The following is a 23,158-nucleotide window of genomic DNA, read 5'->3' as shown; positions in this document are numbered from 1 at the left end:
GATTAAAAGCGAAAACCTAAGGAAATACCCCCACGGCCAACAAAATCCACTGTATTGTCAGTGTTAAACAGATTACGGCCTACCCCACCGTATACCTCGGCTACAAAGCCTCTTTTGGATATGAACTTTCCGCCTAGGGATACCCCGACGGCAAAATCTGTATATTTTTCCGTATTGTAAGTGCTTTCCATGGTTTGTTCATTGTAATTAATGAAAAACTCGTCCGAGGTTTGGTTCAGCATCCCAAAACCTTCCACAAAAAATCCTTTTGCATAACCTTTGGAGAAATACCTGCGGTAATACGGGGTAATGGAAAACTCCCTGAGCAGATCAAATGTGTCCGAATCATCCCCAAGGTTAACAAGTGCCGCAACACCATAAGAAGATTCTTCGTCTATAACGCGCTCGTAAGCACCGTCCAAATACTTAAAAACAACAAGGTTGAACACGTTTAGTTTTATTTCATCTTTATCCGTTGTGGTGTCCAAGCTATTTTGTGCGTAAATAACGGTATTGGTAAACAACAAAAAAGCGAACAAAAGGTATAATTTTTTCATCTAGGATGGTATTTAAAAAATAAGAAGGAAAGATAGGAACAATTTGCGCGCCAAGGGTTACTGTTTATCGATTTATTAGCGAATAAATACGGGGAGATACCTAGTCTCAAATATGTATTGGAGTTTATAGGCAATAAGGATAAAAGTCGGTTCTTTCATCGTTTAAGAAAGTACAATCCTTATTTTAGTAAAAAATTTGCGAAGTGAAGATAGTCTCGTATAACGTAAACGGTATTCGTGCGGCGTTAAAAAAAGGATTTTTGGATTGGTTACAGGCGGTTGATCCAGATGTGGTCTGTTTACAAGAAATAAAAGCGCAGGAAGATCAATTGGACCTTTCTGTTTTTGAAGCGGCAGGGTATGGTAACTCCTATTGGTACAGTGCGCAAAAAAAAGGGTATAGTGGCGTTGCTATCCTGTCAAAAAATGAACCGGATAATATTGAGTTTGGTACGGGAATAGCGACCATGGATCACGAGGGGCGTAACATTAGGGCAGATTTTGGTGATCTTTCCATAATGAGCATGTACCTTCCTTCCGGCACCAATATGGATAGACTCGAATTTAAGTTGAATTACATGGACGAAATCCGTGATTATATTGATATACTTAAAAAGAACCGACCAAATCTAATCGTTTTAGGCGATTATAATATTTGCCATGAGGCCATAGACATTCATAATCCGGTAGGGCTAAAAAATGTATCCGGTTTCCTGCCCGTAGAGCGGGAATGGATAGGCAATTTCATTGATAGCGGTTTTATAGATAGCTTTAGACACTTCAATAAGGAGGCGGAGAATTACACCTGGTGGAGCTATAGGGCTAATGCCAGGAACAACAATAAAGGATGGCGGTTGGACTATGCCATGGTCGCGGAACCCTTGAGAAAGAGATTAAAGCGCTCCGTTATCCTCTCCGAGGCCAAACATAGTGACCACTGTCCCATTTTGGTAGAGGTGGATTAAATACCGGTTATGACAACCGAATTTTTCTTTTGTAGGCGATTGTTTCCATCTTCCTAAATGTCAACCTTTATATGATTTATAAACCTATGACTAAAACGATATGGCAATATTATATTAACCCCGCCCAAACATATTTTATTCATTAATTTTGCCACGTTAAAAATCGATAAACTTCAGCTATTATGAAATATACCCATCTTCCACATACTACCATTGAAGTAAGTAAAATCTGTTTAGGCACGATGACTTGGGGCAGGCAGAATACAGAGGAAGAAGGGCATGAACAAATGGACTATGCCTTGGAACAAGGTGTCAATTTTTTTGATACGGCAGAGCTCTATCCCGTGCCCGCCAAAGCCGATCTGTATGGAAATACCGAGAAGATTATTGGCAGCTGGTTCAAAAAAACCGGAAATAGGGACAAGGTGGTTCTGGCCTCCAAAATTGCAGGAAATGGCGATTATACCAAATTTATACGTACCACTGGTTTTTCTAGGGAGTCTATAATTACCGCGGTAGAAAATAGTTTGGAACGTTTACAGACCGATTATATTGATCTGTACCAATTACATTGGCCGGAACGTACTACCAATTACTTTGGTAAGCGGGGGTATGAGCATGATATTTCGGACCATTGGAAAGATAATTTTCATCAAGTCTTGGAGACATTAAGGGATCTTATACGTGAAGGTAAGATACGGCACGTTGGCATCTCCAACGAAACACCATGGGGCACCATGCGCTATTTGGAGGAGAGCAAGGTACATGCTACCTTGCCAAGGACCATTACAATTCAGAACCCTTATAGTTTACTGAACCGACTTTTTGAGGTGGGTCTTTCAGAAATAGCCATACGGGAAAAAATAGGTCTTTTGGCGTATTCTCCATTGGGATTTGGAGCGTTGAGCGGAAAGTATTTAGGCGGAAGAATGCCAGAGGGTTCTAGGATTTCCTTATTCCCTAATTTTAGTAGGTATATAGGCGAAACAGCTGCCCAAGCCACACAGAAATACTATGAGTTGGCACAGTCCAACGACCTTTCCTTGGCACAAATGTCTCTTGCCTTTGTGAATACCAGGCCGTTTGTTACAAGCAATATCATTGGGGCTACCTCGGTAAAACAACTTAAGGAAAATATCGCTAGTATTGATGTGGAACTTTCGGAGGATGTGCTAAAAGGCATTGAAACGATTCATAATCAAATCCCGAATCCAGCACCTTGATATGACACAGCTTGTTTTTTTAAAAGTAGGGTTCGGTCAAATTATATTGATTATTGCGGTTATTCTTATCATCTTGGTAACGGCTCGGATCATGAGGGATAAACGTTAACCAAATAGATTTTGGACCACATCTTCAATTTTTGAAGCTAACAATACCTTAATTTTTGTCTTTTTAAGTCCTATTTTATTGCTTTTTGCTACAATTATCGTGTGATAGCCTAGCTTTTCGGCTTCCAGAATACGCTGGTCTACGCGCTGTACAGGCCTTACCTCGCCTGCAAGGCCTACCTCCGCGGCAAAGCAAATGCCCTTTTCTATGGGAATGTCCTCGTTACTGGATAAAATGGCCGCTATTACGGCCAGATCGATCGCTGGATCATCTACAGAAATACCACCTGTAATATTCAGAAATACATCTTTTGCCCCCAATTTAAAACCTGCACGTTTTTCCAGTACGGCCAATAACATATTCAAACGTTTGGCATTGTAACCCGTAGTTGAGCGCTGAGGTGTGCCGTAAACCGCAGTACTTACCAAAGCCTGTATCTCTATCAATAAGGGTCGCATGCCTTCTACCGTACAGGCGATCGCAGTACCACTTAGGCCTTCGTCGTTCTTGGAAATAAGTACTTCGGAAGGGTTGTTAACCTCTCTTAAACCACTTCCCTGCATTTCGTAAATACCAAGTTCTGCCGTAGAGCCAAAACGATTCTTTAAGGACCTAAGGATGCGGTACACGTAATTTCGGTCGCCTTCGAATTGTAGGACAGTGTCCACCATGTGTTCCAAAATCTTTGGACCGGCTATGGATCCGTCTTTGGTAATATGGCCTATGAGAATAACAGGAGTATTCGTTTCTTTCGCAAATTTGATCAGTTCGGCGGTACATTCCCGTATTTGGGATATACTCCCCGCGGCAGATTCAATATAGTCCGAGTGTAAAGTTTGTATAGAATCTATTACTATGATATCCGGTGCTGTCGCTTCTATTTGTTTGAAAATATTTTGGGTCTTGGTTTCCGTGAGGATAAAACAAGTCTGACTATTGGGGTGAATGCGGTCTGCCCGCATTTTTATCTGCTTCTGGCTTTCTTCACCGGTTACATAAAGTGTTCTGTATGGTAATTTAAGAGCGATCTGTAACAGTAAGGTGCTTTTTCCAACACCGGGTTCACCTCCAATAAGTACCAATGCACCAGGTACCAATCCACCACCGAGAACACGGTTAAATTCTAGATTATAGGTGTCTAGGCGTTGTTCTTTTTCGGTACTTATCTCATTAACCAAAAGAGGTTTAGAGACCTTTTTTGCTGTGTTTGTGGGTGTTTTCCAACGTATTTTATCCTCCTTTTGAACTACTTCCTCTACTACCGTGTTCCATTCTTTGCACGCTGCGCATTGTCCCACCCATTTGGCATATTGCGTGCCACAGTTTTGGCAAAAAAATGCTGTTTTTGTCTTGGCCATCTTTCGAATTTCCTGTTGGGTTAAAGGTAACAAGAACTTTGAATATGACTAGTAGGTTTTACTTACAAAGGCGGGTTATTTTTTGCTATTGTGCAGTTCGCTAAATGCTATAAAAAATGAAGCCCATGCCATAAGAAGGGATAAGCCGTTATAGACCAATACAAATTCTCCTTTAAGCCCAAAATAGGTGAATAGGATACCCGATACAATGAAGTACTTGGAGTCGATTTTTATCATAAGCGGTAGGTGTAGGGATTAAGATTTGGGATGCAATCATTTGGTAGGTTTAGAAACCGAAATCGGCTTTAAGGGCGTCTATTTTTTCCAGTGCCAGATCTTTGGTCAGAAAATCTATCTCGTTCATTAAAAATGCTTTTTCAAAGGTCTTCAGGGCTTTTTTGGGCTCCCCCATCTGTTCGTAATATTCCCCTTCGAAATAGAAGCCTAGCATGGTTTCCGGATACTGTTTTTTACATAGCTCCGATAGTGGTTTTAAAGATTCAAAATCCTCTTTCTTTCTGCTGCCGGCATAAATTGCCATAATATCGTTTAGCGCTACCGGTTTACTGAAGCCAAAGAGATCCTCTATACCTTGGTATTTGGATTCCAGATAATTGAATACGGGCTCTTCGGAAGTAAGAATCCGTGTTCTGTATTCGGCCGGGCTAATTGGCTTGAACATGCTAAAGATATTGTCGAATGCCTTTCCGATTCCGTAGGTTACAACAGAAATATGATCTGCGTCCTCATAGGTATCAAAAAAGTAATGTAAGTTTTCTTTATCGATGGCTTTGATGCCTTTGTCCATGGCCAAGATAGCATCGGTGCTTTTGGTCTTTTCTCCAGACGTAATTAGCTGATAAAAAATTTGCTTGTCAAAGACACCTAAACGACTGGGCACGCGGTTATCCATTTCTGGTGCCAAAGTAGGCGAAATGCTTACGTAAGCATTAAAAAGGGAGTGGTCCTTGAACAGCCAATAATTTTGAAAATTTGCGCTTATATCATACCCTACGATCATCTTAAACGGTGCCGTACTGTAGTTAAGGTCCAAGTATGGGATGATTTCCATTCCTAGGAATTCAAAGAATTTTTTTGCCTTTTCTTGTGGTAGTCCAGTTTCCGGGTCAAAGGCACAATCATCAAAACGAAGGTCGTTTTTGCTTTGGTCAATACCCACCACAATACTTTCCGGAGCACCATGAAAACTGCTATAAAACTTGGAGGTAGCAACAACTTGTTCAAAAAGGTATTCTGCATCTAAAACTAAAATGAGCGGATATTTTTTGGTTTCATCGATATCTTCGGGAAAATAGTAATGAACATCGCGTCGTTCTTGAAGCTTAAAGGATTCAAATATTTCTTTTGTTGTCTGGGCACTGGTAGAAAGGCCCAGTAAAAGAATGAATAGGATTAAAATATGGCGCATTTTACAGTTTTCAACAGTAAGTTTACTGTTTGTTTCTGTTCAATAACGGTAATAGCAGAAAAGATATTGCACCAAAAACTACGATCATTAGGGTTTGCGATATCCAGATGATCCATCCAAAGGCATCTCCCGCCACCGAGCTAATCCCAAAAATGGCAAGGGCGTTACTTACGGCGATGGGGTATAGCCCTATTCCCCCATTGGTAGTGGCCATCGCAAAAGCTCCTGCTACAAAGGCTACCAAGAGCTGGCTAAACGTAAGTGTTACGGTCTCCGGGACGGTAAATTTTATGACCCACAGCATACCGATATAACAACCCCATATAAATAAGGTGTGAAACAAAAACGACCATTTTCGCTTCATCTTAAAAATGCTAAAAACACCATCTAATAACCCTTTAACGAAAGACTTTATTTTTAACGCTATTTTGTGGGATGATTTTTTTATGAATAAGATGAAAACAATACCGGCAACCGCAGCTAGTGCCAAAAGCAGTAAAATACCTTTGATATCCAGACCTTTTTTCTGTAGTACGTCCATGAGTACATCGGTCTGTAGCACTAATGCCGTAAGTACGATAAGCAATAGCATAATTACATCGATTACCCTTTCTGTTACGATGGTGCCAAATCCTTTTTCGAACGGTACTCCTTCGTAGGTTGTAAGTGCGGTGGCCCGCAATACCTCCCCTGTTCTTGGAATACCAAGATTGGCAAAATAGGACATTAGGATTATAAGCAGATTGTTTTTTAGTTGGGGTCTATGGCCAAGTGGTTCCAATAAAAAATTCCACCTTAAAGCACGTGATACATGGCCAAGGATACCAAGAAAAACAGATAGGGAAACCCAGAGCATATCTGCCTCTTTGATATAAAAAAGTATTTGCTTTCGATCTTCGGGACTTGTGGCGTTATAGGAGTACCAAACCAAAAAAACTCCCAATGCGATCGGGAGTATAGTTTTAAGGTTTTTTTTAAAGTTGTTCGTCAAAATCAGGTTAACAAGTTGTTTGTTTCGTTAGGAAATACTAAGGAAGGATTAAAAGTCTTTGCCTTTTCTATATCCATAGTGCCATAACATATAAGTATAAGTACATCCCCAACGGCAACTTTTCTAGAGGCGGCACCGTTTAATGTAATTTCACCGCTTTTGCGTGGGCCGGGAATAGCATAAGTTTCCAGTCGCTCTCCGTTATTGTTGTTGACGATCTGTACCTTTTCGCCTCTGATAATGTTGGCGGCATCCATCAAATCTTCGTCAATGGTAATGCTACCGATATAATTTAAATCGGCTCCGGTTACCTTTACTCGGTGTATTTTAGATTTTACTACTTCTATTTGCATGGTTCAAAAGTAATTAATTGAGCGCTATGTTGTCTATGAGTCTAATGTTATCTGCAAAAACGGCAATGAACGCTCTATATTTGGTGTTTTCAATTTTTTGTTGAATAGGGGTCAAGGTGGCAACATCGGTTATTTCAAAATATTCTAGTTCAAAATCTGTATTTTCGTTGAACTCTTGAGTTACCCATTCTTTAATTTTGAATGCATTATCCATGCCAAATTTTTGTTTGGCAGATAAAAGGGTGTCGTATATAAATGAAGCCTTTTTTCGTACCTTGGGATCAAGTCTCTCATTTCTAGAGCTCATGGCCAAGCCATGGGGTTCACGAACTATGGGGCAGCCTACAATTTGTACAGGTAATCGTTGTATTTCCGTTAGTTTTTGGATAATGCGTAATTGTTGGAAATCCTTTTCGCCAAAATAGGCTCTTTCGGGCTCTATCAATCTAAATAGGGCTTCTACTATGGTTCCAACACCATTAAAATGTCCCGGTCTAAAGGCGCCTTCCATTACTTTTTCCAAACCGTTGAAGGCATACGTGTTGGATTCGGTGGTATTGTTGTATATATCCGCTACCGTAGGGGCAAAAACAATGATATCAGATGCTATTTTTTTTATCAGGTCAATATCCTCGGTTAGTGTCTTTGGATATTTAAGGAGATCTTCTTGGTTGTTGAATTGCGTAGGATTAACAAAAATACTGACTACTACAAAATCATTTTCGGCCACAGCTCTCTTTATAAGGGATGCATGTCCTAGATGTAATGCGCCCATGGTGGGAACCAGTCCCAGGCTATTGGATTTGTTTATGTTGTTCAGCTTTTTTAGAAGCTCTTTTTTCGTCTTAATGGGAACCATGTAAGTGTGTCATTGGCGAGCAAACTTACTATAAATACTGGTAATCTCTATATTTTTTGTAATTTTGCAATCGCGTTCAGGCGAAAAATTTAAAATAACTTTTATGAATGGTAAAAAGATATTGTTTGTATCTTCTGAATTAGTGCCTTATCTACCGGAGAACGAAGTTTCACTTATGTCTTACGAAACTCCGCGGATGGTCAACAGCAATGGGGGGCAGATAAGGATTTTTATGCCAAGATATGGTAACATTAATGAAAGAAGGCACCAACTGCATGAAGTTATTCGCTTATCCGGGATGAATTTAGTCATCAATGATATGGATATGCCCTTGATAATAAAGGTAGCGTCTATTCCTAAGGAACGTATACAGGTCTATTTTATCGATAACGACGAGTATTTTAAGAGAAAGGCCACTTTTACGGATAAAGAAGGTAAGCTTTTTCCGGATAACGATCAGCGTGCCATTTTCTTTGCGAAAGGGGTTATGGAGACGGTTAAAAAACTAAACTGGTCGCCAGATATTATACATGTACACGGTTGGATGGCGAGTTTATTGCCATTATACCTAAAGAAATATTATGCAGACGAACCACTTTTTGCGGATAGTAAAATTGTGTTGTCCGTTTACGGAAAAACCTTTGAAGGGGAACTTGACAAGGACATGCTCAAAAAGATTACGTTTGATGGTATTCCAGAAGAAGAAATTACTTCCTTAGGTTCGCCCACCTATAATAATTTGTTAAAAGTAGCTGTTGATTTTTCAGATGCGGTTATTTTAGCCTCCGAGGATATCCCTGAGGAATTAAATTCTCATATTGCCAACCTTCAAAAACCAGTGTTGTCGTATGTTCCCGTTCAAGAGTTCGAGGAAGCCTACGCCAATTTTTATAACACAGAAGTTTTAAAATAATCGGAATGAATTTTTTTAAGAAATGCACGTTTCCCATACTTTTGGGTCTTGCGCTAACTATGGGCTTTTTTAGCTCCTGTGAAGAGGATTTAACCACAATTGGTGCAGGCGTTGTTGGAGCCGAAGCTTTTACAACGGGTAAAGAGGTTTACGATGTTTTTACCTATAACAAGAATGTAGTTGCCGTAAGGGCAAATAAGCTCCCGCTGTATCAATTAGGTAGATTTAACCATGGTTTATACGGCAACACCCGTGGCAGTGTGACCGCTCAACTACAGTTGTCTACTCCAAATCCAGTTTTTGGTTCCTTTTCGCAGGCCACTGAGGAAAATGCGGATACAGATGAATCTGTAAGCACGATTCCCGAAAATGAAACCATAAAAGAGGTATACCTCTACATTCCCTATTTCACTTCAAGAGGCTCTAGGGATACAGATGGTGACGGTGTTCTGGATGAGTTTGATGCACTGCCCGAAGATCCGGACAATGATAGTGACAACGATGGTGTCTCCAATAGCTTAGAGGCGACTGCCAATACTGATCCTTTGGACAGTAGCAGCGTAGATGCAGACGCAGATGGTTTTAACGATGGCGATAATGCTCCTATATTTGAGGATAACTTTGCACAACGGTTTGAGTTGGATAGTATCTACGGTGCAATCGATGCGGCGTTTAATCTAAAAGTTGAACGCAGTACCTTTTTTCTAAGGGATTTAGACCCGAACACTAATTTTCAAGAAGCGCAGGCTTACTTTTCGTCCCAAGAGTTTTCTCCGGATTTTGTCGCTGATGTTTTGTACGACACCACCAAGGATTCAGTAGATTTGTTCATAGACGACAGGGAAATCCTAATAGCCCGTGAGGATAACGAAACCACGGAAGATGTAAATGAGTCATTATCCTTTCGGAAACTTCCGCCAGGAATTCGGGTTCCTTTGGACAATAAGTTTTTTCAGGATAACATCTTGGATAAAGAAAGCAGTAGTGAACTCTTTAGTCAATCTAATTTTAGTACATTCTTAAGAGGTATACATTTATCGCTTGAAAGTGTAGACCCGGAAGGTCTAATGTTGTTATTGGATTTAAGGCGTGCGAATATTGAGATTACCTACACACATGAAGCCTATAACAGTGAAAGCGATGATCCCGATGTGCTGGAAAAAAGTTATATATTAAATTTTATTACGCCGATTCCTAACACACAAGGGATAAACGGAAATGCCGTGAATACATTGTTAAACGACGACTATCCAACCGCTATTTCGGAATCTTTGGATACAGATGAAGCTACATCTAGGATTTACTTAAAAGGGGGAGCTGGTATAGTAGCCGAAATAGATCTTTTTGACCCCATGAACGGTAGGGACGCGATTAATCAAATTAAAGCGGAGAACTGGATCGTTAACGAAGCACATCTTGTATTTTATATAGATAGGGAGCAATTGAATGCCGCCGGGGGAATCATAGAACCACCTAGACTGTACCTTTATAATGCCGAAACAAATGTGCCATTGTACAACCCGTTTACGGACCAAGGCCCACAACAGAACGACCCTTTTCCTTTGTTGACCGCATACCCCAATTATGACGGCGTAATTGAGGAAGATGAAGATGGAGGTGTCAAATACACGGTTAATATAACAGAGCACATCAATAATTTAATCTTGAGAGATGAAGCAAACGATAGATTGGGATTGTCCTTAACCTCTGATATTGCAAATGTTTTGGTATCTGACGCTCTTTTTGCAAACGGGGAAGAAAAGCCAATGCCCGTAAGCGCTAGTTTAACTCCTTTTGGTACTGTGCTATTTGGAAGTAATATACCAGCTTCGGACCCTAATTATGACAAGCGCCTAACCCTTGAAGTTTTTTATACAAGAGTAGACTAATTCTTTGTTTATCGGTTTTTTTTTGAACTTTAGTATATCGTTTCATAGAATAAATACGTTCTATACCTTGAAATGTATATATTTTCCTAGATAATCATATAGTTTTACGTAGGAATTTATAACACAAAACCATCAAATAGTATAAAATTATGTGCGGAATCGTAGGTTACATAGGTCATAGGGACGCTTTTCCTATTATTATAAAAGGATTGCAACGCCTAGAGTATCGGGGTTATGATAGTGCGGGTATCGCATTGTTCGATGGAAACGATATCAACCTTTCCAAAACAAAAGGTAAAGTAGAAGATCTAAAAAACAAAGCAAAGGAAATATCCCAAAAAGGGAATTTGGGAATAGGCCATACGCGATGGGCTACACATGGTGTCCCAAACGATGTTAATTCCCATCCCCATTATTCCAATTCCGGTGACTTGGTCATTATTCACAACGGAATTATTGAAAATTACGAATCCATAAAAAAAGAGCTTACCAAAAGGGGCTATGTTTTTTCCTCCGATACGGATACCGAGGTTTTGGTAAACCTTATAGAGGAAGTGAAGAAAACAGAGGATGTGATGCTTGGCAAAGCGGTTCAGATTGCACTCAACCAAGTTGTTGGTGCGTATGCTATTGCTGTTTTTGACAAAAGAAAACCGGACGAGATCGTGGTCGCCAAATTAGGTAGTCCATTGGCCATAGGTATTGGGGAAGATGAGTTTTTCATCGCCTCCGATGCATCTCCTTTCATCGAGTTTACGAACAATGCCGTTTATTTGGAAGATGAGGAAATGGCTATTATTAGACTTGGTAAGGAAATTAAACTAAGAAAAATTAAGGATGATGCCGTAGCCTATCCCAGAATCCTTGAGTTACAGATGAACTTGGAGGAAATTGAAAAGGGCGGATACGAGCACTTTATGCTAAAGGAAATTTATGAGCAGCCAAGAGCTATTAAGGATACATATAGAGGAAGATTGCTTGCTGATCAAGGATTAATACGAATGGCCGGCATAGACCAGAACTTGGAAAAATTCACGAATGCGAACAGAATAATAATTGTTGCCTGTGGTACATCTTGGCACGCAGGCCTTGTGGCGGAATATATTTTCGAAGACTTGGCCAGAATACCCGTCGAAGTAGAATATGCATCCGAATTTAGATATAGGAATCCGGTAATTACGGATAAGGACGTGTTAATTGCCATATCACAATCCGGTGAGACTGCAGATACATTGGCCGCCATTAAATTGGCAAAGGAAAAAGGAGCTTTTGTTTTTGGTGTTTGTAACGTTGTGGGCTCCTCTATCGCAAGAGAGTCGGACGCAGGCGCATATACCCACGCAGGTCCGGAAATTGGTGTTGCCTCTACAAAAGCCTTTACCACACAGATTACGGTCTTGACCTTGATCGCCTTAAAATTGGCAAAGGCCAAAGGGGTGTTTTCGGAAAGTAAATATCATGAGTATTTAAGTGAATTGGAAACGATTCCTGCTAAGGTGGAAAAAGCCTTGGAATCCAATCCGTTGATAGAAATTATATCCGATGTCTATAAGGATTCTACAAATTGCCTGTATTTAGGTAGGGGCTACAATTTTCCAGTAGCATTGGAAGGTGCATTAAAACTCAAGGAAATTAGCTATATCCACGCAGAAGGATATCCGGCGGCGGAAATGAAGCACGGCCCTATTGCTTTGATCGATGAGCACATGCCCGTATTTGTGATCGCTACCAAAAAAGGACATTACGAAAAAGTGGTAAGTAATATCCAGGAAATAAAATCTAGAAAAGGTAAGATTATTGCCATAGTAACGGAAGGGGATGAGCAAGTTACGGACTTGGCAGATCATGTAATCGAAGTACCTGAAACTTTAGAAAGTCTTACCCCGCTATTAACGACCATTCCTTTACAATTGTTATCGTACCATATCGCGGTAATGAGAGGATGTAACGTAGATCAGCCCAGAAATTTAGCGAAATCTGTTACGGTAGAATAAAAGTTTATAAAAAAATAAGTGTTAAAAAGAGGTCCTTAATGTTAAGGACCTCTTTTTTGTTTTGTGAAATTCACAACAGAACAAGTATTATTTTAACATAGTAATACTATGCATGCATAATTTTTTTTGTTTTGCTATTATGCGTTTAAAATTATCTGTATCTTCATCCCAACTAATTTAAACTCAAATAAAAGAATGAAAACGATACAGTTTTTAGCATTGATGTTGTTTGGAGCCTTTGGATTCTCACAAACGACTATTAGTGGAACCGTTGTTGATGAAAACAGCCAGCCTATTCCGGCAGCCAATATTGTGATTGCCGGCACTACGATAGGTACCACCGCGGATTTTGACGGTAATTTTGTTTTACAGACTTCAGAAGCTCCCCCCTTTCAAATTGTGATTACAAGTTTAGGGTATTCAGAGGTACGTGAAAACATAACTACCGCAAATCAAACGTTAAACGTAGTACTGCAAGAGGCGCAAACCTTCTTGGACGAAGTCGTGTTATCGGCTTCCAGGACGCCGGAGCGTATTTTTGAATCTCCCGTTACGGTAGAGCGCATAGGTCTTGAGGCTATAAAGAACACTGCCTCCGCAGATTTTTATGGCAGTTTGGAGAATTTAAAAGGTGTTGATGTCAACACCAATAGTTTAACCTTTAAATCGGTAAATACAAGAGGTTTCGCCACCTTTGCCAATACGCGTTTTATGCAGTTGGTAGACGGTATGGACAACTCTACCCCGGCATTGAACTTCCCCATTGGCAACTTGGCAGGTTTGGTAGAACCGGATGTGCTTAGTGTTGAACTGTTGCCAGGAGCGGCGTCTGCGCTTTATGGGGCAAATGCTTTTAACGGTATCCTATTTATGCGCAGTAAAAATCCTTTTGATTATCAAGGGATAAGTGCTTCCGTAAAACAAGGGGTAACCTCACAGGAAGCTGCAGGAACCAACTCCTACACCGATGTTGGTGTTAGGGCGGCGCACAAGTTTAGCGACAAGTTTGCCGTAAAATGGAACTTTGGTTATTTAGACGGTACCGATTGGGCCGCTACTAGCGAGGTTGGTAAGAATGGGCAAAATACTGCGCAGCCTGGTAGTACCAGACAGAACGATTTAAATTATAATGGTATCAATGTATATGGTGATGAGGTGTCTACCGATATAAAAGATGTAGCACTTACACTAGAAGGTTTAGGAATATTGCCAGCAGGAGCCAATGCCTTAGTACCATCACAAGCTGTGAGTAGAACCGGATATAACGAACGGGATTTGACGGATTATACCGCTAGAAGTATAAAAACGGATTGGGGTTTGTTTTACAGACCTATCGAGGGTAACAGCTTAGAACTTTCCTACGTTGGTAAGGTTGGTACCGGTAATACAATTTATCAGGGTACGAACAGATATAACATTCGCAACTTCTTTCAGCAACAGCATAAATTTGAAGTAAAAAATGACAATTTCTTTGTTCGAGGCTATATGGTCGGTGATCGTGCCGGGGATTCTTACGACATGGTATTTACAGGAATTAATATAAACCGCGCTTGGAAAGATGACAATACGTGGTTTGGTGAATATACAGGTGCATTTGTACAAGCTACCTTGGCAGGTGCTACAGAGGATCAGGCACACGCAGCTGGTAGAGCACAAGCAGAATCTGGGCGGTTTTTGCCCGGATCGCCGGAGTTTCAAGCGGCATTTGATCGTGTAGTTCAAGATCCGGATTTATCACGCGGCTCTCAGTTTAGGGACGCCTCAAAATACTATCATGCAGATGCAAATTATAATTTAGGACATTTGATCGATTGGGCAGAAATCCAAGTAGGTGGGTCTTTTAGACAGTACCAACTGAATTCCTTTGGAACCATTTACACCGATAGTGATGGACCAATTGAATACAACGAATTTGGATTGTATACACAAATTCAGAAAAATATTGAATTGGCCGGAGAGCAGAGCCTAAAGCTAACGGGATCGGTTCGATATGATAAAAATGAATTTTTTGACGGTTTCTTTTCACCTAGGGTTTCAGCGGGATATACCATTAACAGAAACCACAATGTTAGGGCATCGGTACAAACAGGTTTTAGAAACCCAACGACCCAGGATTTATTTATTGGACTGGATGCCGGTAGAGCGGTTTTGGTAGGTGCGGCACCGGACAACTTAGATCGGTATTCCAGAGATCTTTCGGTTAGTGGTGGCGGACAGTTGTTAGGCCAACCGGCTACCATTACCCAAACAGGTAGGGCAGCTTACGAGAACTCTTTTTCTGCCAATTCCATACAACGCTTTGCAGCAAGTGGAAACCCTGCGGATATTGAAATTGGCAACCCTAATGTAGTACAACCAGAGCAGGTAACTTCATTTGAAGTAGGGTATAGAGGAAAATTGGACAAATTGGTCATCGATTTTAGTACCTACTACAATCAGTATCAAGATTTTCTTTCACCAGAAAATGTGATCGCTCCTTATTATGGTACCGTTGGTGACAATTCATTGTCTTTGGCGGCTATCGCCAATGGAGATTTTGCTACGTATCAGGCCTACACCAATTCAGATGCCGATATTGCTTCCTATGGAGCTGCATTGGGATTGAGCACAAAAGTATTCGGTGATTTTGACCTAAGTGGTAGTTATACCTTTACCAGATTGGATTTTGACCGTGAAGCAAATCCAGACTTTTTTGTGCAATTTAACACGCCTGAGCATCAGTTTAAGGCATCCTTCGGAAACGACGAGTTGTTCAAAAACGTTGGTTTTAACGTAAACTATAGATTTAGTGATGACTACTACTGGGAGGCTACTTTTGGTAATGGAATCATACCTGAGTTTCACGTAGTAGATGCGCAGGTCAACTTTCGCGTACCAAGTATCAAGTCCACCTTTAAAGTGGGAGGTAACAACTTGTTAGGAGATGAATATTTTACAGCATTTGGAACTGGTTTTATCGGTTCTATTTACTACGTTTCTTGGATCATCAACAACTAAAAAATCAAATCATATTTGACATGAAAAATTTTAAATACATATTTTTTGTTTCCTCACTATTGTTCTTTACAAACTGTAACGATCCGGAGGATGTAGACTTAGATCCGATTATGGAAGAGATGTTGCCGGAACTTACCGCTGGTTCAGCTGATTTTTCCAACTATGTGGCGTTGGGAAATTCCTTAACGGCCGGTTTTACCGATGGGGCACTTTTTAAAGCATCTCAAGAAAATTCCCTGCCAAATATTTTGTCACAGAAGTTTGCCTTGGTTGGCGGAGGTGCTTTTACACAACCGCTTACAAATGACAACTTTGGAGGACTTGCTGCCGGTGGTACGCGTATTCAAGGGCCTAGATTGGTATTTGGAGGCGCCGGCCCAGTGGGTCTGGAATCTTTAATTGGTGAAGTGACGGTAACAACCGACATCCTGACCAATAATCCATCAGGACCCTTTAAAAATATGGGTGTGCCAGGTGCCAAAAGTTTTCATTTACTTTTTGATGGATACGGCAACCCCGCCAATCTTCCTGCATTGGCAAATCCGTATTTTGTAAGGATGGCATCCAGTCCTTCTGCAACTATGTTGAACGATGCCCTAGTGCAGGCTCCTACCTTCTTTTCGTTATGGATAGGAAATAACGATGTATTGGGTTATGCAACTACCGGAGGCGATGGTACAAACCCGATAACTCCATTGGACGGACCTCCAGGTCAAGGTTTTGCCAATACGTATGCAGCTTTGATAGGTGCTTTGACACAGAATGGCACTCAAGGAATAGTGGCTAATATTCCAAATGTAACGAGCATACCGCATTTTACGACGGTGCCACATAATCCATTGGACCCGACAAATCCGGATTTTGGACCTCAGATACCAACACTTAATGGCATTTTTGGACAACTCAATGCCGTATATGCTTTTCTAGAAGCTCAAGGCGTTCCAAATGCAACTGATCGTCAAATTGTCTTTGCTACGGATGCTGCTAGCGAGGTAATTATTAAAGATGAAACACTACCGGACTTATCCGGTCAAATTGCAGGAGTATTACTTCAAAGTCCGGCGTTTCCGGCATTTGTACAGTCATTTGGCTTACCGGCACAAGCCGCACCTTTAGTTGCCGGTTTACTAGGAACTACGTACGGGCAAACCAGGGAAGCTACAGCAGACGACTTGTTCGTTCTTCCGTCTTCTGCCGTAATTGGAACCGTAAATATGGAGGTGGCAGGTGCGTTGGCGGCACAAGGCTTACCGGCTGCTCTGGCCGGCCAGTTTGCGGTGGAAGGTATTTCTTTGCCCTTGGAAGATAAATGGGTACTATTACCCAGTGAGCAAGACGAGATAGCAACCGCTACCCAGGCCTTTAATGCTGTTATCGAATCTGCTGCCGCAAGTGCGGGATTAGCTTTTGTAGATGCAAATTCATTACTTAATCAATTAGCCGATACTGGTATTACCAGTGGTCAGTATACGCTTGCCTCCAATTTGGTGACCGGCGGTGCTTTTTCATTGGATGGGGTTCATCCTACGGCAAGAGGGTATGCACTTATCGCAAATGAATTTATGAGGGCTATAGATGCTACCTACGGAAGTAATTTTGAAGCATCTGGGAATTTTGTAAACGTTGGGGATTATCCAACAAATTATTCACCTGCTTTACAATAGTGGTTTAGTACTAAGACCATATTTTTTAAGGCGCTCATGGAGCGCCTTTTTTGTTTTTAAAAAAGGAATAAAAACAATTTTCGTTTAAATTGAAAAAACATATCTTTGCAGCCTGAAAAAAGAAGATTTTTCGCCCGAATACCTTTCGGATTTTCAAAACCTGACAGGTATAACAACTAAATAAAATAAACAGTATAGTAATGTCAAAAGTTACAGGTAAAGTTTCGCAAATCATTGGCCCTGTCGTCGATGTAGAATTTCAATCAGGAGCAGACCTTCCTAAAATATATGATTCTTTGGAAATCGTCAATAAGGACAAGTCCGTATTGGTATTGGAGGTGCAGTCTCATGTTGGGGAGAATACGGTTAGAACTATTTCTATGGATTCTACCGATGGTCTAAGTAGAGGGACTGATGTTGTTGCAACCGGAGCTGCGATACAAATGCCGGTAGGTGATGATGTGTATGGGCGTTTATTTAATGTAATCGGCGACGCCATCGATGGTTTGGGCGATTTGCCTAAAGCAGGTAAGAATGGATTGCCTATTCACCGTGAGGCACCAAAATTTGAAGATCTGACCACATCTACCGAGGTATTGTTTACCGGAATCAAGGTAATCGATTTAATCGAGCCTTATGCAAAAGGGGGTAAAATTGGATTGTTTGGTGGCGCAGGTGTTGGTAAAACGGTTCTAATTCAAGAATTGATCAATAACATTGCTAAAGGACATGGTGGTCTTTCCGTATTCGCAGGAGTAGGGGAAAGAACTCGTGAAGGAAACGATTTACTTCGTGAGATGTTGGAGTCCGGTATTATAAAATATGGAGATGATTTCATGCATTCTATGGAAGAAGGCGGATGGGATTTGTCCAAAGTAGATAAAGAAGCTATGAAAGATTCTAAAGCTACTTTCGTTTTCGGACAAATGAACGAGCCACCTGGAGCGCGTGCGCGTGTTGCCCTTTCTGGTTTGACCATTGCAGAGTTTTTCCGTGATGGCGCAGGAGAAGGCCAAGGAAAAGATGTACTGTTTTTTGTAGATAATATATTCCGTTTTACGCAAGCAGGTTCAGAGGTATCCGCACTTTTAGGACGTATGCCTTCCGCGGTGGGATATCAACCAACTTTGGCAACGGAGATGGGTGCCATGCAAGAGCGTATTACATCAACAAAAAGAGGTTCTATTACATCTGTACAGGCGGTCTACGTTCCTGCGGATGATTTAACGGATCCGGCACCGGCAACTACGTTTGCGCACTTGGATGCTACAACGGTATTATCCCGTAAGATTGCGGAGTTGGGTATCTATCCAGCGGTGGATCCATTGGATTCTACATCAAGGATTTTAACAGCCGAAATTCTAGGTAACGATCACTATGCATGTGCGCAACGCGTAAAGGAGTTGTTGCAACGTTATAAGGAGCTACAGGATATTATTGCCATTTTAGGAATGGAAGAACTGTCCGAGGAAGACAAATTGGCTGTAGGTAGAGCTAGACGTGTACAGCGTTTCTTATCTCAACCTTTTCACGTAGCCGAGCAGTTTACCGGTCTTAAAGGTGTTCTGGTTGACATTAAGGAGACTATCAAAGGCTTTAATATGATTATGGATGGTGAGTTAGATCATTTGCCAGAATCTGCCTTTAACCTTAAAGGAACCATCGAGGAAGCTATAGAAGCTGGCGAGAAAATGTTGGCTGAGGCTTAAATTTTAGTAAAAAGTAATGAGTATGCAGTACTTATTACTTGGCACTTATTACTTAATACTATCAAAATATGTATTTAGAAATCGTATCGCCAGAAGCAACATTATTTGCGGGAGAAGTTAAATCTGTAACTGTCCCGGGAATAAATGGTGAGTTTCAAATGTTACAAGGCCACGCTCCTGTTGTTTCCTTATTGCAAGAAGGAAAGGTAAAGGTAGAAGGTACTATAACCTTGGAAGAGGAACATGAGGACAAGTTTACTAAAGATGCTAGTGGCAAGACTATTTTAGCGATTTCCAGTGGAACTATTGAACTAAAGGATAATAAACTAATTGTGTTGGCAGACTAGACCAGTCAAACAAAATGTTTTAAGTCTATTAAAAGCTGTACTAATCGTGCGGCTTTTTTCGTTTGCATAATTATGGAACGTAAGAATGTGATTATTTCTGAAGGGAACAGGCCTTTATGGCAGTTGGTTATTGCTGCGTTGCATTATACCGTAATCGTATTCTTGCTTTTTTTCTTTTTCGTGAAATTTGAGTTCACTACAGACACAAAGAAATTACGAGGTAGTCTTAGCCTATTGGAATTAGCTCTGTTTTTACTCCCCAGTGCTCTAGCATTTTCGGTAGTGGGCAGTTCTCTTTTCGATCTGAACAACAAACAATATAAGGTGGCTTATGGTGTAGGACCGATTCGTTGGGGTAATTGGCGTGTTTTACCAGAAATAGAATATGTATCTGTATTTGGACAACCAAAAGTAGACGGTAGTATTATCTTTGAAACTAACTTATGGTATGCTGGTAATCGGCATTTTAACATATATCAAAATTATGATAAAGAAACAGTTATGCTAATGGGTAAAAGCGTGGCAAAACTTTTAAAGGTTGACTTGTGGGATTCTACCGTAGCACATAAGGGTCATTGGGTAAAAGTAGAAGAGGGTAAATAAATACTACTTGGTTTCGTTTTCAAAATTCATATACTTTAATATATCCCCCGGTTGGCAATTCAGCTCCTTACAAATAGCCTCAAGGGTAGAAAACCGTACCGCTTTTGCCTTGCCGGATTTTAGAATGGACAAATTGGCCTCTGTAATGCCTATAGCCTGAGCCAGTTCTTTACTTTTCATATTTCGGTCTGTTAATACCCTGTCTAGGTTTACGATGATGCCCATGTTATATCGTTAGGTCGTTTTCGTTTTTTAGAAGAGAACCTTTCTGAAGTACATCTGAAACTATAAGAGAAGTTAATCCAAGTAGCAATAAGAGAAAGTTAGTAAAAACTCTTTGAAGCCATAATTCTGGGTTTTCTTGTGTCATCATCGATTCAAAAACATAAATAAAATCGCATAAAGCTACAGCTATAAAGAGAATACCTCCGATTTTTAAAAATTTGGAAGGTATGGAATTAAATACTCCGGCCTTAATAATTTTGGTCAGGCCTACAGATATGAATAGTAGCCCAATAAATAATATTATTTCCGATAGTAAACTGTAGGCAAATATAATCTTCTGTTCTAGCGTTTCTGTCTCATAATATTGATAAATGTTATGACCAAAAAGGTTTGAAAGAAAGCTTATGGCATACATTAAAGTAAGACCGCTTATAAAGCTTAAAAGTATTTTAATTTTATTCATTTTTACTAGATTATATAGTTAGCTCGTTTTCCTGTTGAACTTGCGCACCCTGCTTAAATATATACGTCAAAAAGAGTGCAACGATACCAAAGATGATATGGAGTATGAGGTTATGAATATCCCTGTAATTATCTTTTTGCATAATCACGTAATGGATTAGAATGTATAAAACTGGACCTACTATCAAATTTAGAATGGTAAAGTAAGCAAGACTCTTAATAGCAAATTGGTTAAAAATTATATCTTTTTTCAGTCCATTGAAAATATTGGAAAGCACATAGAAGAAGATAGCACCAAAAACAAGTCCCAATGAAATGGTAAGAATTACGTTAAATTGATAATCACCTTCAATAAATATACCCGTTAAGGGAATATTCATAAAGTACCTTCCGTTTTCCTGGGTAAAATTACCTATTAAAAAAGATATGTCAATGTAAATCACAAGGAATAGAATCAAAATGGATAGTATTCGGAATAAATAAAACAGGATGTGGGAGAACGACTTTGGACCGAACATCTTCATATTAAAATATTATTGTTTAACAATAACAAATATATAAATATTATTGAAAAACAATAATAAAATAAATTCTTTTTTGTTAATTATTGGATATCCCAAATCAGCTATAATTCTACCCGAGCATGGTATCCTATAAAAATGGGAAGTCGGAATACCGAGTAATATAGACAAGATCCTACTGAACGATGAAACCGAACGCAAGTAAGTATGCGCTTAAAACAAGTTATGACAAGTATCATGGTTTTAGTGCGCAAATAGGCTTATTTTAATCGGATAAATAGGAAATCAGATATGAACAAAAAAATTTTAATACCTACCGATTTTTCTAAAAATTCACTTAATGCCGTTCGTTATATAATGGCATTGTATCCGGATCGTGCATGTTCCTTTTATCTACTGCATAGTTATGAAGTAGATCCTTTTTCTATTCGAGGATCTGCCTATATTTTGCCCGAAAGAGGACATGAACCCCACGATATAGCCCAAAGGGAAACAGAGGAGAAATTTAGAATTTTTTTAAAGGAGTTATCGGTTTTTACTACCAATACAGAGCACCGGATTACAACTATAGTTACGTTTGAAACCTTGCTCAAGGCTGCAAAAGAAGCTGTTGCCAAGCAAGATATTGATATGATCGTTATGGGCACCAAGGGTATGACCGGTGCTACTACCTTATTATTTGGAACCAATGCCATAAAACTGATGGAAGGGGTAACGGAATGTCCCGTATTGGCGGTTCCCGAACATTTAGAAATTAAACCTCCAAAGGAAATAGTGTTTCCTACGGACTATAAAGGCCCTTACAAGAAACGGGATCTGGTATATATGATTAACATTGCCGAAAAACACAAGTCAAATATATGTGTCTTGCATATCAAAAAATCGGAACAGCTTACGCGGAACCAAATAGAAGGCAAGGCTCTTTTGGAGTCGATTTTAACCAATGTAGATCACAGTTTTCACGAGCTGAACACGGTGGGAGTGCAGGATGGCATTACTGGGTTTATTGAAAGTAGGAATAGTGATATGATAGCATTTACCAACCAGAAGCACAGTTTTTTCAGTAATCTCTTCTCAAAGCCCTTGGTGAAGAAATTAGGGTATTATTCTAAGGTACCGGTACTGGTTCTAAAGCATAGCAAGTAATCCGGCCCCTTAGTAATACTATTTCCCACGTGAAAATCATCCGATAAATTACTCCTTTTTGCGGCCTACTTCAAAATAAAAATAAGCCATAACCCTGCTATGCCCGGTTTTTCTTTTTCGAAGGACAAAAAAACAGTTCAATTTCTTTGGCTGGTTTTCAGAATAGAACTGGTATAACGTTATAAATTAGTATATGTAGCGTGCATTTGCCATAGTAAGTTGCTTAGAGGATATATGAACTGGGTTCGGTTTGCCAGAGCTTAGTTGTAGCCGTTTAAGTCAGGTTTAAAATCAAATGTCTTGATTATTTCATCTAATGGGTAAGGAAATAATAACCCAATCTTGGTCGTTTGACGTATAGGTGCCAAGAGTTTTAAAACCTACGGCATAGTGCGCGTTTAAGGAGCGTACGTTTGTAGTATCTACCTCGGTTATAATATGCTTAAAGGTATTTGTAAATTGTGCCTTCATTTCAATGTACAAACATCTAAATATGCCTTTTTTTCGATGTATGTCTTCGATGCAAATCTGCCCCATGATAATATAATCGGCTACATCCAGTCTGTTTAATTCTTGGAACATAGGCTTTAATATAGCAATATCATTTGCAAAACTAGGATGCATGCTAAGTGCATACCCTACTACACGATTGTTGTGTTTAGCGATGACATGGGGGGCTATAGCGTTCATCTTCTTTAAAAGGTGTAAACTATGCTCCACGGTCACAAAACCTTGGCTAGCAGTTTTACTGGTAGCCAATGATCGTTTCAGATTACGACCTTGTAACGCCAGAATATCTTCTAGTTCGTTGTCCGATGTTACCTTAGTGTACTCGTAGTTCATA

The 23,158-nt window shown here is 40.0% G+C and carries 22 protein-coding genes; 11 read left to right on the top strand and 11 right to left on the bottom strand.

Features of this window, described 5'->3' with window-relative positions; genetic code table 11:
• Positions 1 to 2 precede the first annotated feature (2 nt).
• Complete coding sequence (locus ACFQZJ_RS16410) at positions 3 to 557, bottom strand: DUF3575 domain-containing protein (RefSeq protein WP_379935964.1); 555 nt, start codon at positions 555 to 557, stop codon at positions 3 to 5.
• Between the two features lie 203 nt (positions 558 to 760).
• Here ACFQZJ_RS16410 and ACFQZJ_RS16405 point away from each other — a divergent pair, with 203 nt between their 5' ends.
• The gene (locus tag ACFQZJ_RS16405; protein ID WP_379935963.1) at positions 761 to 1,522 is read left to right on the top strand and encodes an exodeoxyribonuclease III; all 762 of its coding nucleotides are present in this window, start codon (positions 761 to 763) and stop codon (positions 1,520 to 1,522) included.
• Between the two features lie 182 nt (positions 1,523 to 1,704).
• Positions 1,705 to 2,745: an NADP(H)-dependent aldo-keto reductase gene (locus tag ACFQZJ_RS16400; RefSeq protein WP_379935962.1), complete on the top strand. Its 1,041-nt coding sequence runs from the start codon at positions 1,705 to 1,707 to the stop codon at positions 2,743 to 2,745.
• A 105-nt stretch (positions 2,746 to 2,850) separates the two neighbouring features.
• On the opposite strand, the gene radA is transcribed toward ACFQZJ_RS16400, so the two are convergent.
• From radA to panC, 6 genes are all read right to left on the bottom strand, one after another.
• On the bottom strand, positions 2,851 to 4,212 hold the full coding sequence (radA, locus tag ACFQZJ_RS16395) for a DNA repair protein RadA (RefSeq protein ID WP_379935961.1): 1,362 nt from the start codon (positions 4,210 to 4,212) through the stop codon (positions 2,851 to 2,853).
• A 75-nt stretch (positions 4,213 to 4,287) separates the two neighbouring features.
• A complete protein-coding gene (locus ACFQZJ_RS16390) occupies positions 4,288 to 4,449 on the bottom strand; it encodes a hypothetical protein (protein WP_379935960.1) in 162 nt (53 codons plus the stop codon).
• Between the two features lie 49 nt (positions 4,450 to 4,498).
• Positions 4,499 to 5,641: an alpha/beta hydrolase gene (locus ACFQZJ_RS16385; protein WP_379935959.1), complete on the bottom strand. Its 1,143-nt coding sequence runs from the start codon at positions 5,639 to 5,641 to the stop codon at positions 4,499 to 4,501.
• Between the two features lie 22 nt (positions 5,642 to 5,663).
• Entirely contained in the window at positions 5,664 to 6,632 is a 969-nt protein-coding gene (locus ACFQZJ_RS16380) for a lysylphosphatidylglycerol synthase transmembrane domain-containing protein (RefSeq protein WP_379935958.1), read from the bottom strand.
• 2 nt (positions 6,633 to 6,634) lie between these two features.
• Positions 6,635 to 6,985, bottom strand: coding sequence for an aspartate 1-decarboxylase (panD, locus tag ACFQZJ_RS16375; protein WP_379935957.1), 351 nt, complete (start codon positions 6,983 to 6,985; stop codon positions 6,635 to 6,637).
• A 13-nt stretch (positions 6,986 to 6,998) separates the two neighbouring features.
• Complete coding sequence (panC, locus tag ACFQZJ_RS16370; protein ID WP_379935956.1) at positions 6,999 to 7,844, bottom strand: pantoate--beta-alanine ligase; 846 nt, start codon at positions 7,842 to 7,844, stop codon at positions 6,999 to 7,001.
• Positions 7,845 to 7,947: 103 nt separating this feature from the next.
• Between panC and ACFQZJ_RS16365 the strand changes: the two genes are divergently transcribed.
• From ACFQZJ_RS16365 to ACFQZJ_RS16330, 8 genes are all read left to right on the top strand, one after another.
• Positions 7,948 to 8,757: a glycogen/starch synthase gene (locus ACFQZJ_RS16365; RefSeq protein WP_379935955.1), complete on the top strand. Its 810-nt coding sequence runs from the start codon at positions 7,948 to 7,950 to the stop codon at positions 8,755 to 8,757.
• A 5-nt stretch (positions 8,758 to 8,762) separates the two neighbouring features.
• On the top strand, positions 8,763 to 10,646 hold the full coding sequence (locus ACFQZJ_RS16360; protein ID WP_379935954.1) for a DUF4270 family protein: 1,884 nt from the start codon (positions 8,763 to 8,765) through the stop codon (positions 10,644 to 10,646).
• A gap of 149 nt (positions 10,647 to 10,795) precedes the next feature.
• Complete coding sequence (gene glmS, locus ACFQZJ_RS16355) at positions 10,796 to 12,640, top strand: glutamine--fructose-6-phosphate transaminase (isomerizing) (protein WP_379935953.1); 1,845 nt, start codon at positions 10,796 to 10,798, stop codon at positions 12,638 to 12,640.
• Positions 12,641 to 12,835: 195 nt separating this feature from the next.
• On the top strand, positions 12,836 to 15,637 hold the full coding sequence (locus ACFQZJ_RS16350) for a TonB-dependent receptor (protein WP_379935952.1): 2,802 nt from the start codon (positions 12,836 to 12,838) through the stop codon (positions 15,635 to 15,637).
• A gap of 20 nt (positions 15,638 to 15,657) precedes the next feature.
• Positions 15,658 to 17,301, top strand: a complete 1,644-nt coding sequence (locus ACFQZJ_RS16345) for an SGNH/GDSL hydrolase family protein (protein ID WP_379935951.1) — start codon at positions 15,658 to 15,660, stop codon at positions 17,299 to 17,301.
• A gap of 200 nt (positions 17,302 to 17,501) precedes the next feature.
• Positions 17,502 to 19,010, top strand: a complete 1,509-nt coding sequence (atpD, locus tag ACFQZJ_RS16340) for a F0F1 ATP synthase subunit beta (RefSeq protein WP_379935950.1) — start codon at positions 17,502 to 17,504, stop codon at positions 19,008 to 19,010.
• A 68-nt stretch (positions 19,011 to 19,078) separates the two neighbouring features.
• Positions 19,079 to 19,357 carry a hypothetical protein gene (locus ACFQZJ_RS16335; protein WP_379935949.1) on the top strand — a complete coding sequence of 93 codons (279 nt, stop codon included), beginning with the start codon at positions 19,079 to 19,081 and terminating at the stop codon, positions 19,355 to 19,357.
• A 72-nt stretch (positions 19,358 to 19,429) separates the two neighbouring features.
• Positions 19,430 to 19,960 (top strand): hypothetical protein, encoded by a 531-nt coding sequence (locus ACFQZJ_RS16330; protein WP_379935948.1) that lies wholly within the window; start codon positions 19,430 to 19,432, stop codon positions 19,958 to 19,960.
• A 3-nt stretch (positions 19,961 to 19,963) separates the two neighbouring features.
• Here ACFQZJ_RS16330 and ACFQZJ_RS16325 read toward each other — a convergent pair whose 3' ends face one another.
• The 3 genes from ACFQZJ_RS16325 to ACFQZJ_RS16315 are packed head-to-tail and all read right to left on the bottom strand — an operon-like array spanning position 19,964 to position 21,027.
• On the bottom strand, positions 19,964 to 20,185 hold the full coding sequence (locus ACFQZJ_RS16325) for a helix-turn-helix domain-containing protein (RefSeq protein WP_379935947.1): 222 nt from the start codon (positions 20,183 to 20,185) through the stop codon (positions 19,964 to 19,966).
• Position 20,186: 1 nt separating this feature from the next.
• Complete coding sequence (locus tag ACFQZJ_RS16320; RefSeq protein ID WP_379935946.1) at positions 20,187 to 20,648, bottom strand: DUF2975 domain-containing protein; 462 nt, start codon at positions 20,646 to 20,648, stop codon at positions 20,187 to 20,189.
• Between the two features lie 10 nt (positions 20,649 to 20,658).
• Positions 20,659 to 21,027, bottom strand: coding sequence for a DUF2975 domain-containing protein (locus ACFQZJ_RS16315; RefSeq protein ID WP_379935945.1), 369 nt, complete (start codon positions 21,025 to 21,027; stop codon positions 20,659 to 20,661).
• Between the two features lie 432 nt (positions 21,028 to 21,459).
• On the opposite strand from ACFQZJ_RS16315, the gene ACFQZJ_RS16310 reads away from it, so the two are divergent.
• Positions 21,460 to 22,314 (top strand): universal stress protein, encoded by an 855-nt coding sequence (locus ACFQZJ_RS16310; RefSeq protein WP_379935944.1) that lies wholly within the window; start codon positions 21,460 to 21,462, stop codon positions 22,312 to 22,314.
• Between the two features lie 309 nt (positions 22,315 to 22,623).
• Here ACFQZJ_RS16310 and ACFQZJ_RS16305 read toward each other — a convergent pair whose 3' ends face one another.
• Positions 22,624 to 23,157: an N-acetyltransferase gene (locus ACFQZJ_RS16305; RefSeq protein WP_379935943.1), complete on the bottom strand. Its 534-nt coding sequence runs from the start codon at positions 23,155 to 23,157 to the stop codon at positions 22,624 to 22,626.
• Position 23,158: the final 1 nt, after the last annotated feature.

The sequence above is a fragment of the Maribacter chungangensis genome, from assembly GCF_042676845.1.
Taxonomy (GTDB): Bacteria; Bacteroidota; Bacteroidia; order Flavobacteriales; family Flavobacteriaceae; genus Maribacter; species Maribacter chungangensis.
Note: the sequence above shows the minus strand (reverse complement) of the source record. Positions and strands in the feature narration are given on the sequence as shown.

Bases quoted from the DNA above. Each gene is read 5' to 3' on its own strand.
- ACFQZJ_RS16400 (WP_379935962.1), top strand. From the start codon at position 1,705: ATGAAATATACCCATCTTCCACATACTACCATTGAAGTAAGTAAAATC.
- ACFQZJ_RS16350 (WP_379935952.1), top strand. From the start codon at position 12,836: ATGAAAACGATACAGTTTTTAGCATTGATGTTGTTTGGAGCCTTTGGA.
- ACFQZJ_RS16325 (WP_379935947.1), bottom strand. From the start codon at position 20,185: ATGGGCATCATCGTAAACCTAGACAGGGTATTAACAGACCGAAATATG.
- atpD (WP_379935950.1), top strand. From the start codon at position 17,502: ATGTCAAAAGTTACAGGTAAAGTTTCGCAAATCATTGGCCCTGTCGTC.
- ACFQZJ_RS16390 (WP_379935960.1), bottom strand. From the start codon at position 4,449: ATGATAAAAATCGACTCCAAGTACTTCATTGTATCGGGTATCCTATTC.
- glmS (WP_379935953.1), top strand. From the start codon at position 10,796: ATGTGCGGAATCGTAGGTTACATAGGTCATAGGGACGCTTTTCCTATT.
- ACFQZJ_RS16345 (WP_379935951.1), top strand. From the start codon at position 15,658: ATGAAAAATTTTAAATACATATTTTTTGTTTCCTCACTATTGTTCTTT.
- ACFQZJ_RS16320 (WP_379935946.1), bottom strand. From the start codon at position 20,648: ATGAATAAAATTAAAATACTTTTAAGCTTTATAAGCGGTCTTACTTTA.
- panC (WP_379935956.1), bottom strand. From the start codon at position 7,844: ATGGTTCCCATTAAGACGAAAAAAGAGCTTCTAAAAAAGCTGAACAAC.
- ACFQZJ_RS16365 (WP_379935955.1), top strand. From the start codon at position 7,948: ATGAATGGTAAAAAGATATTGTTTGTATCTTCTGAATTAGTGCCTTAT.
- ACFQZJ_RS16410 (WP_379935964.1), bottom strand. From the start codon at position 557: ATGAAAAAATTATACCTTTTGTTCGCTTTTTTGTTGTTTACCAATACC.
- ACFQZJ_RS16330 (WP_379935948.1), top strand. From the start codon at position 19,430: ATGGAACGTAAGAATGTGATTATTTCTGAAGGGAACAGGCCTTTATGG.
- radA (WP_379935961.1), bottom strand. From the start codon at position 4,212: ATGGCCAAGACAAAAACAGCATTTTTTTGCCAAAACTGTGGCACGCAA.
- ACFQZJ_RS16315 (WP_379935945.1), bottom strand. From the start codon at position 21,027: ATGAATATTCCCTTAACGGGTATATTTATTGAAGGTGATTATCAATTT.
- ACFQZJ_RS16310 (WP_379935944.1), top strand. From the start codon at position 21,460: ATGAACAAAAAAATTTTAATACCTACCGATTTTTCTAAAAATTCACTT.
- ACFQZJ_RS16385 (WP_379935959.1), bottom strand. From the start codon at position 5,641: ATGCGCCATATTTTAATCCTATTCATTCTTTTACTGGGCCTTTCTACC.
- ACFQZJ_RS16360 (WP_379935954.1), top strand. From the start codon at position 8,763: ATGAATTTTTTTAAGAAATGCACGTTTCCCATACTTTTGGGTCTTGCG.
- panD (WP_379935957.1), bottom strand. From the start codon at position 6,985: ATGCAAATAGAAGTAGTAAAATCTAAAATACACCGAGTAAAGGTAACC.
- ACFQZJ_RS16305 (WP_379935943.1), bottom strand. From the start codon at position 23,157: ATGAACTACGAGTACACTAAGGTAACATCGGACAACGAACTAGAAGAT.
- ACFQZJ_RS16335 (WP_379935949.1), top strand. From the start codon at position 19,079: ATGTATTTAGAAATCGTATCGCCAGAAGCAACATTATTTGCGGGAGAA.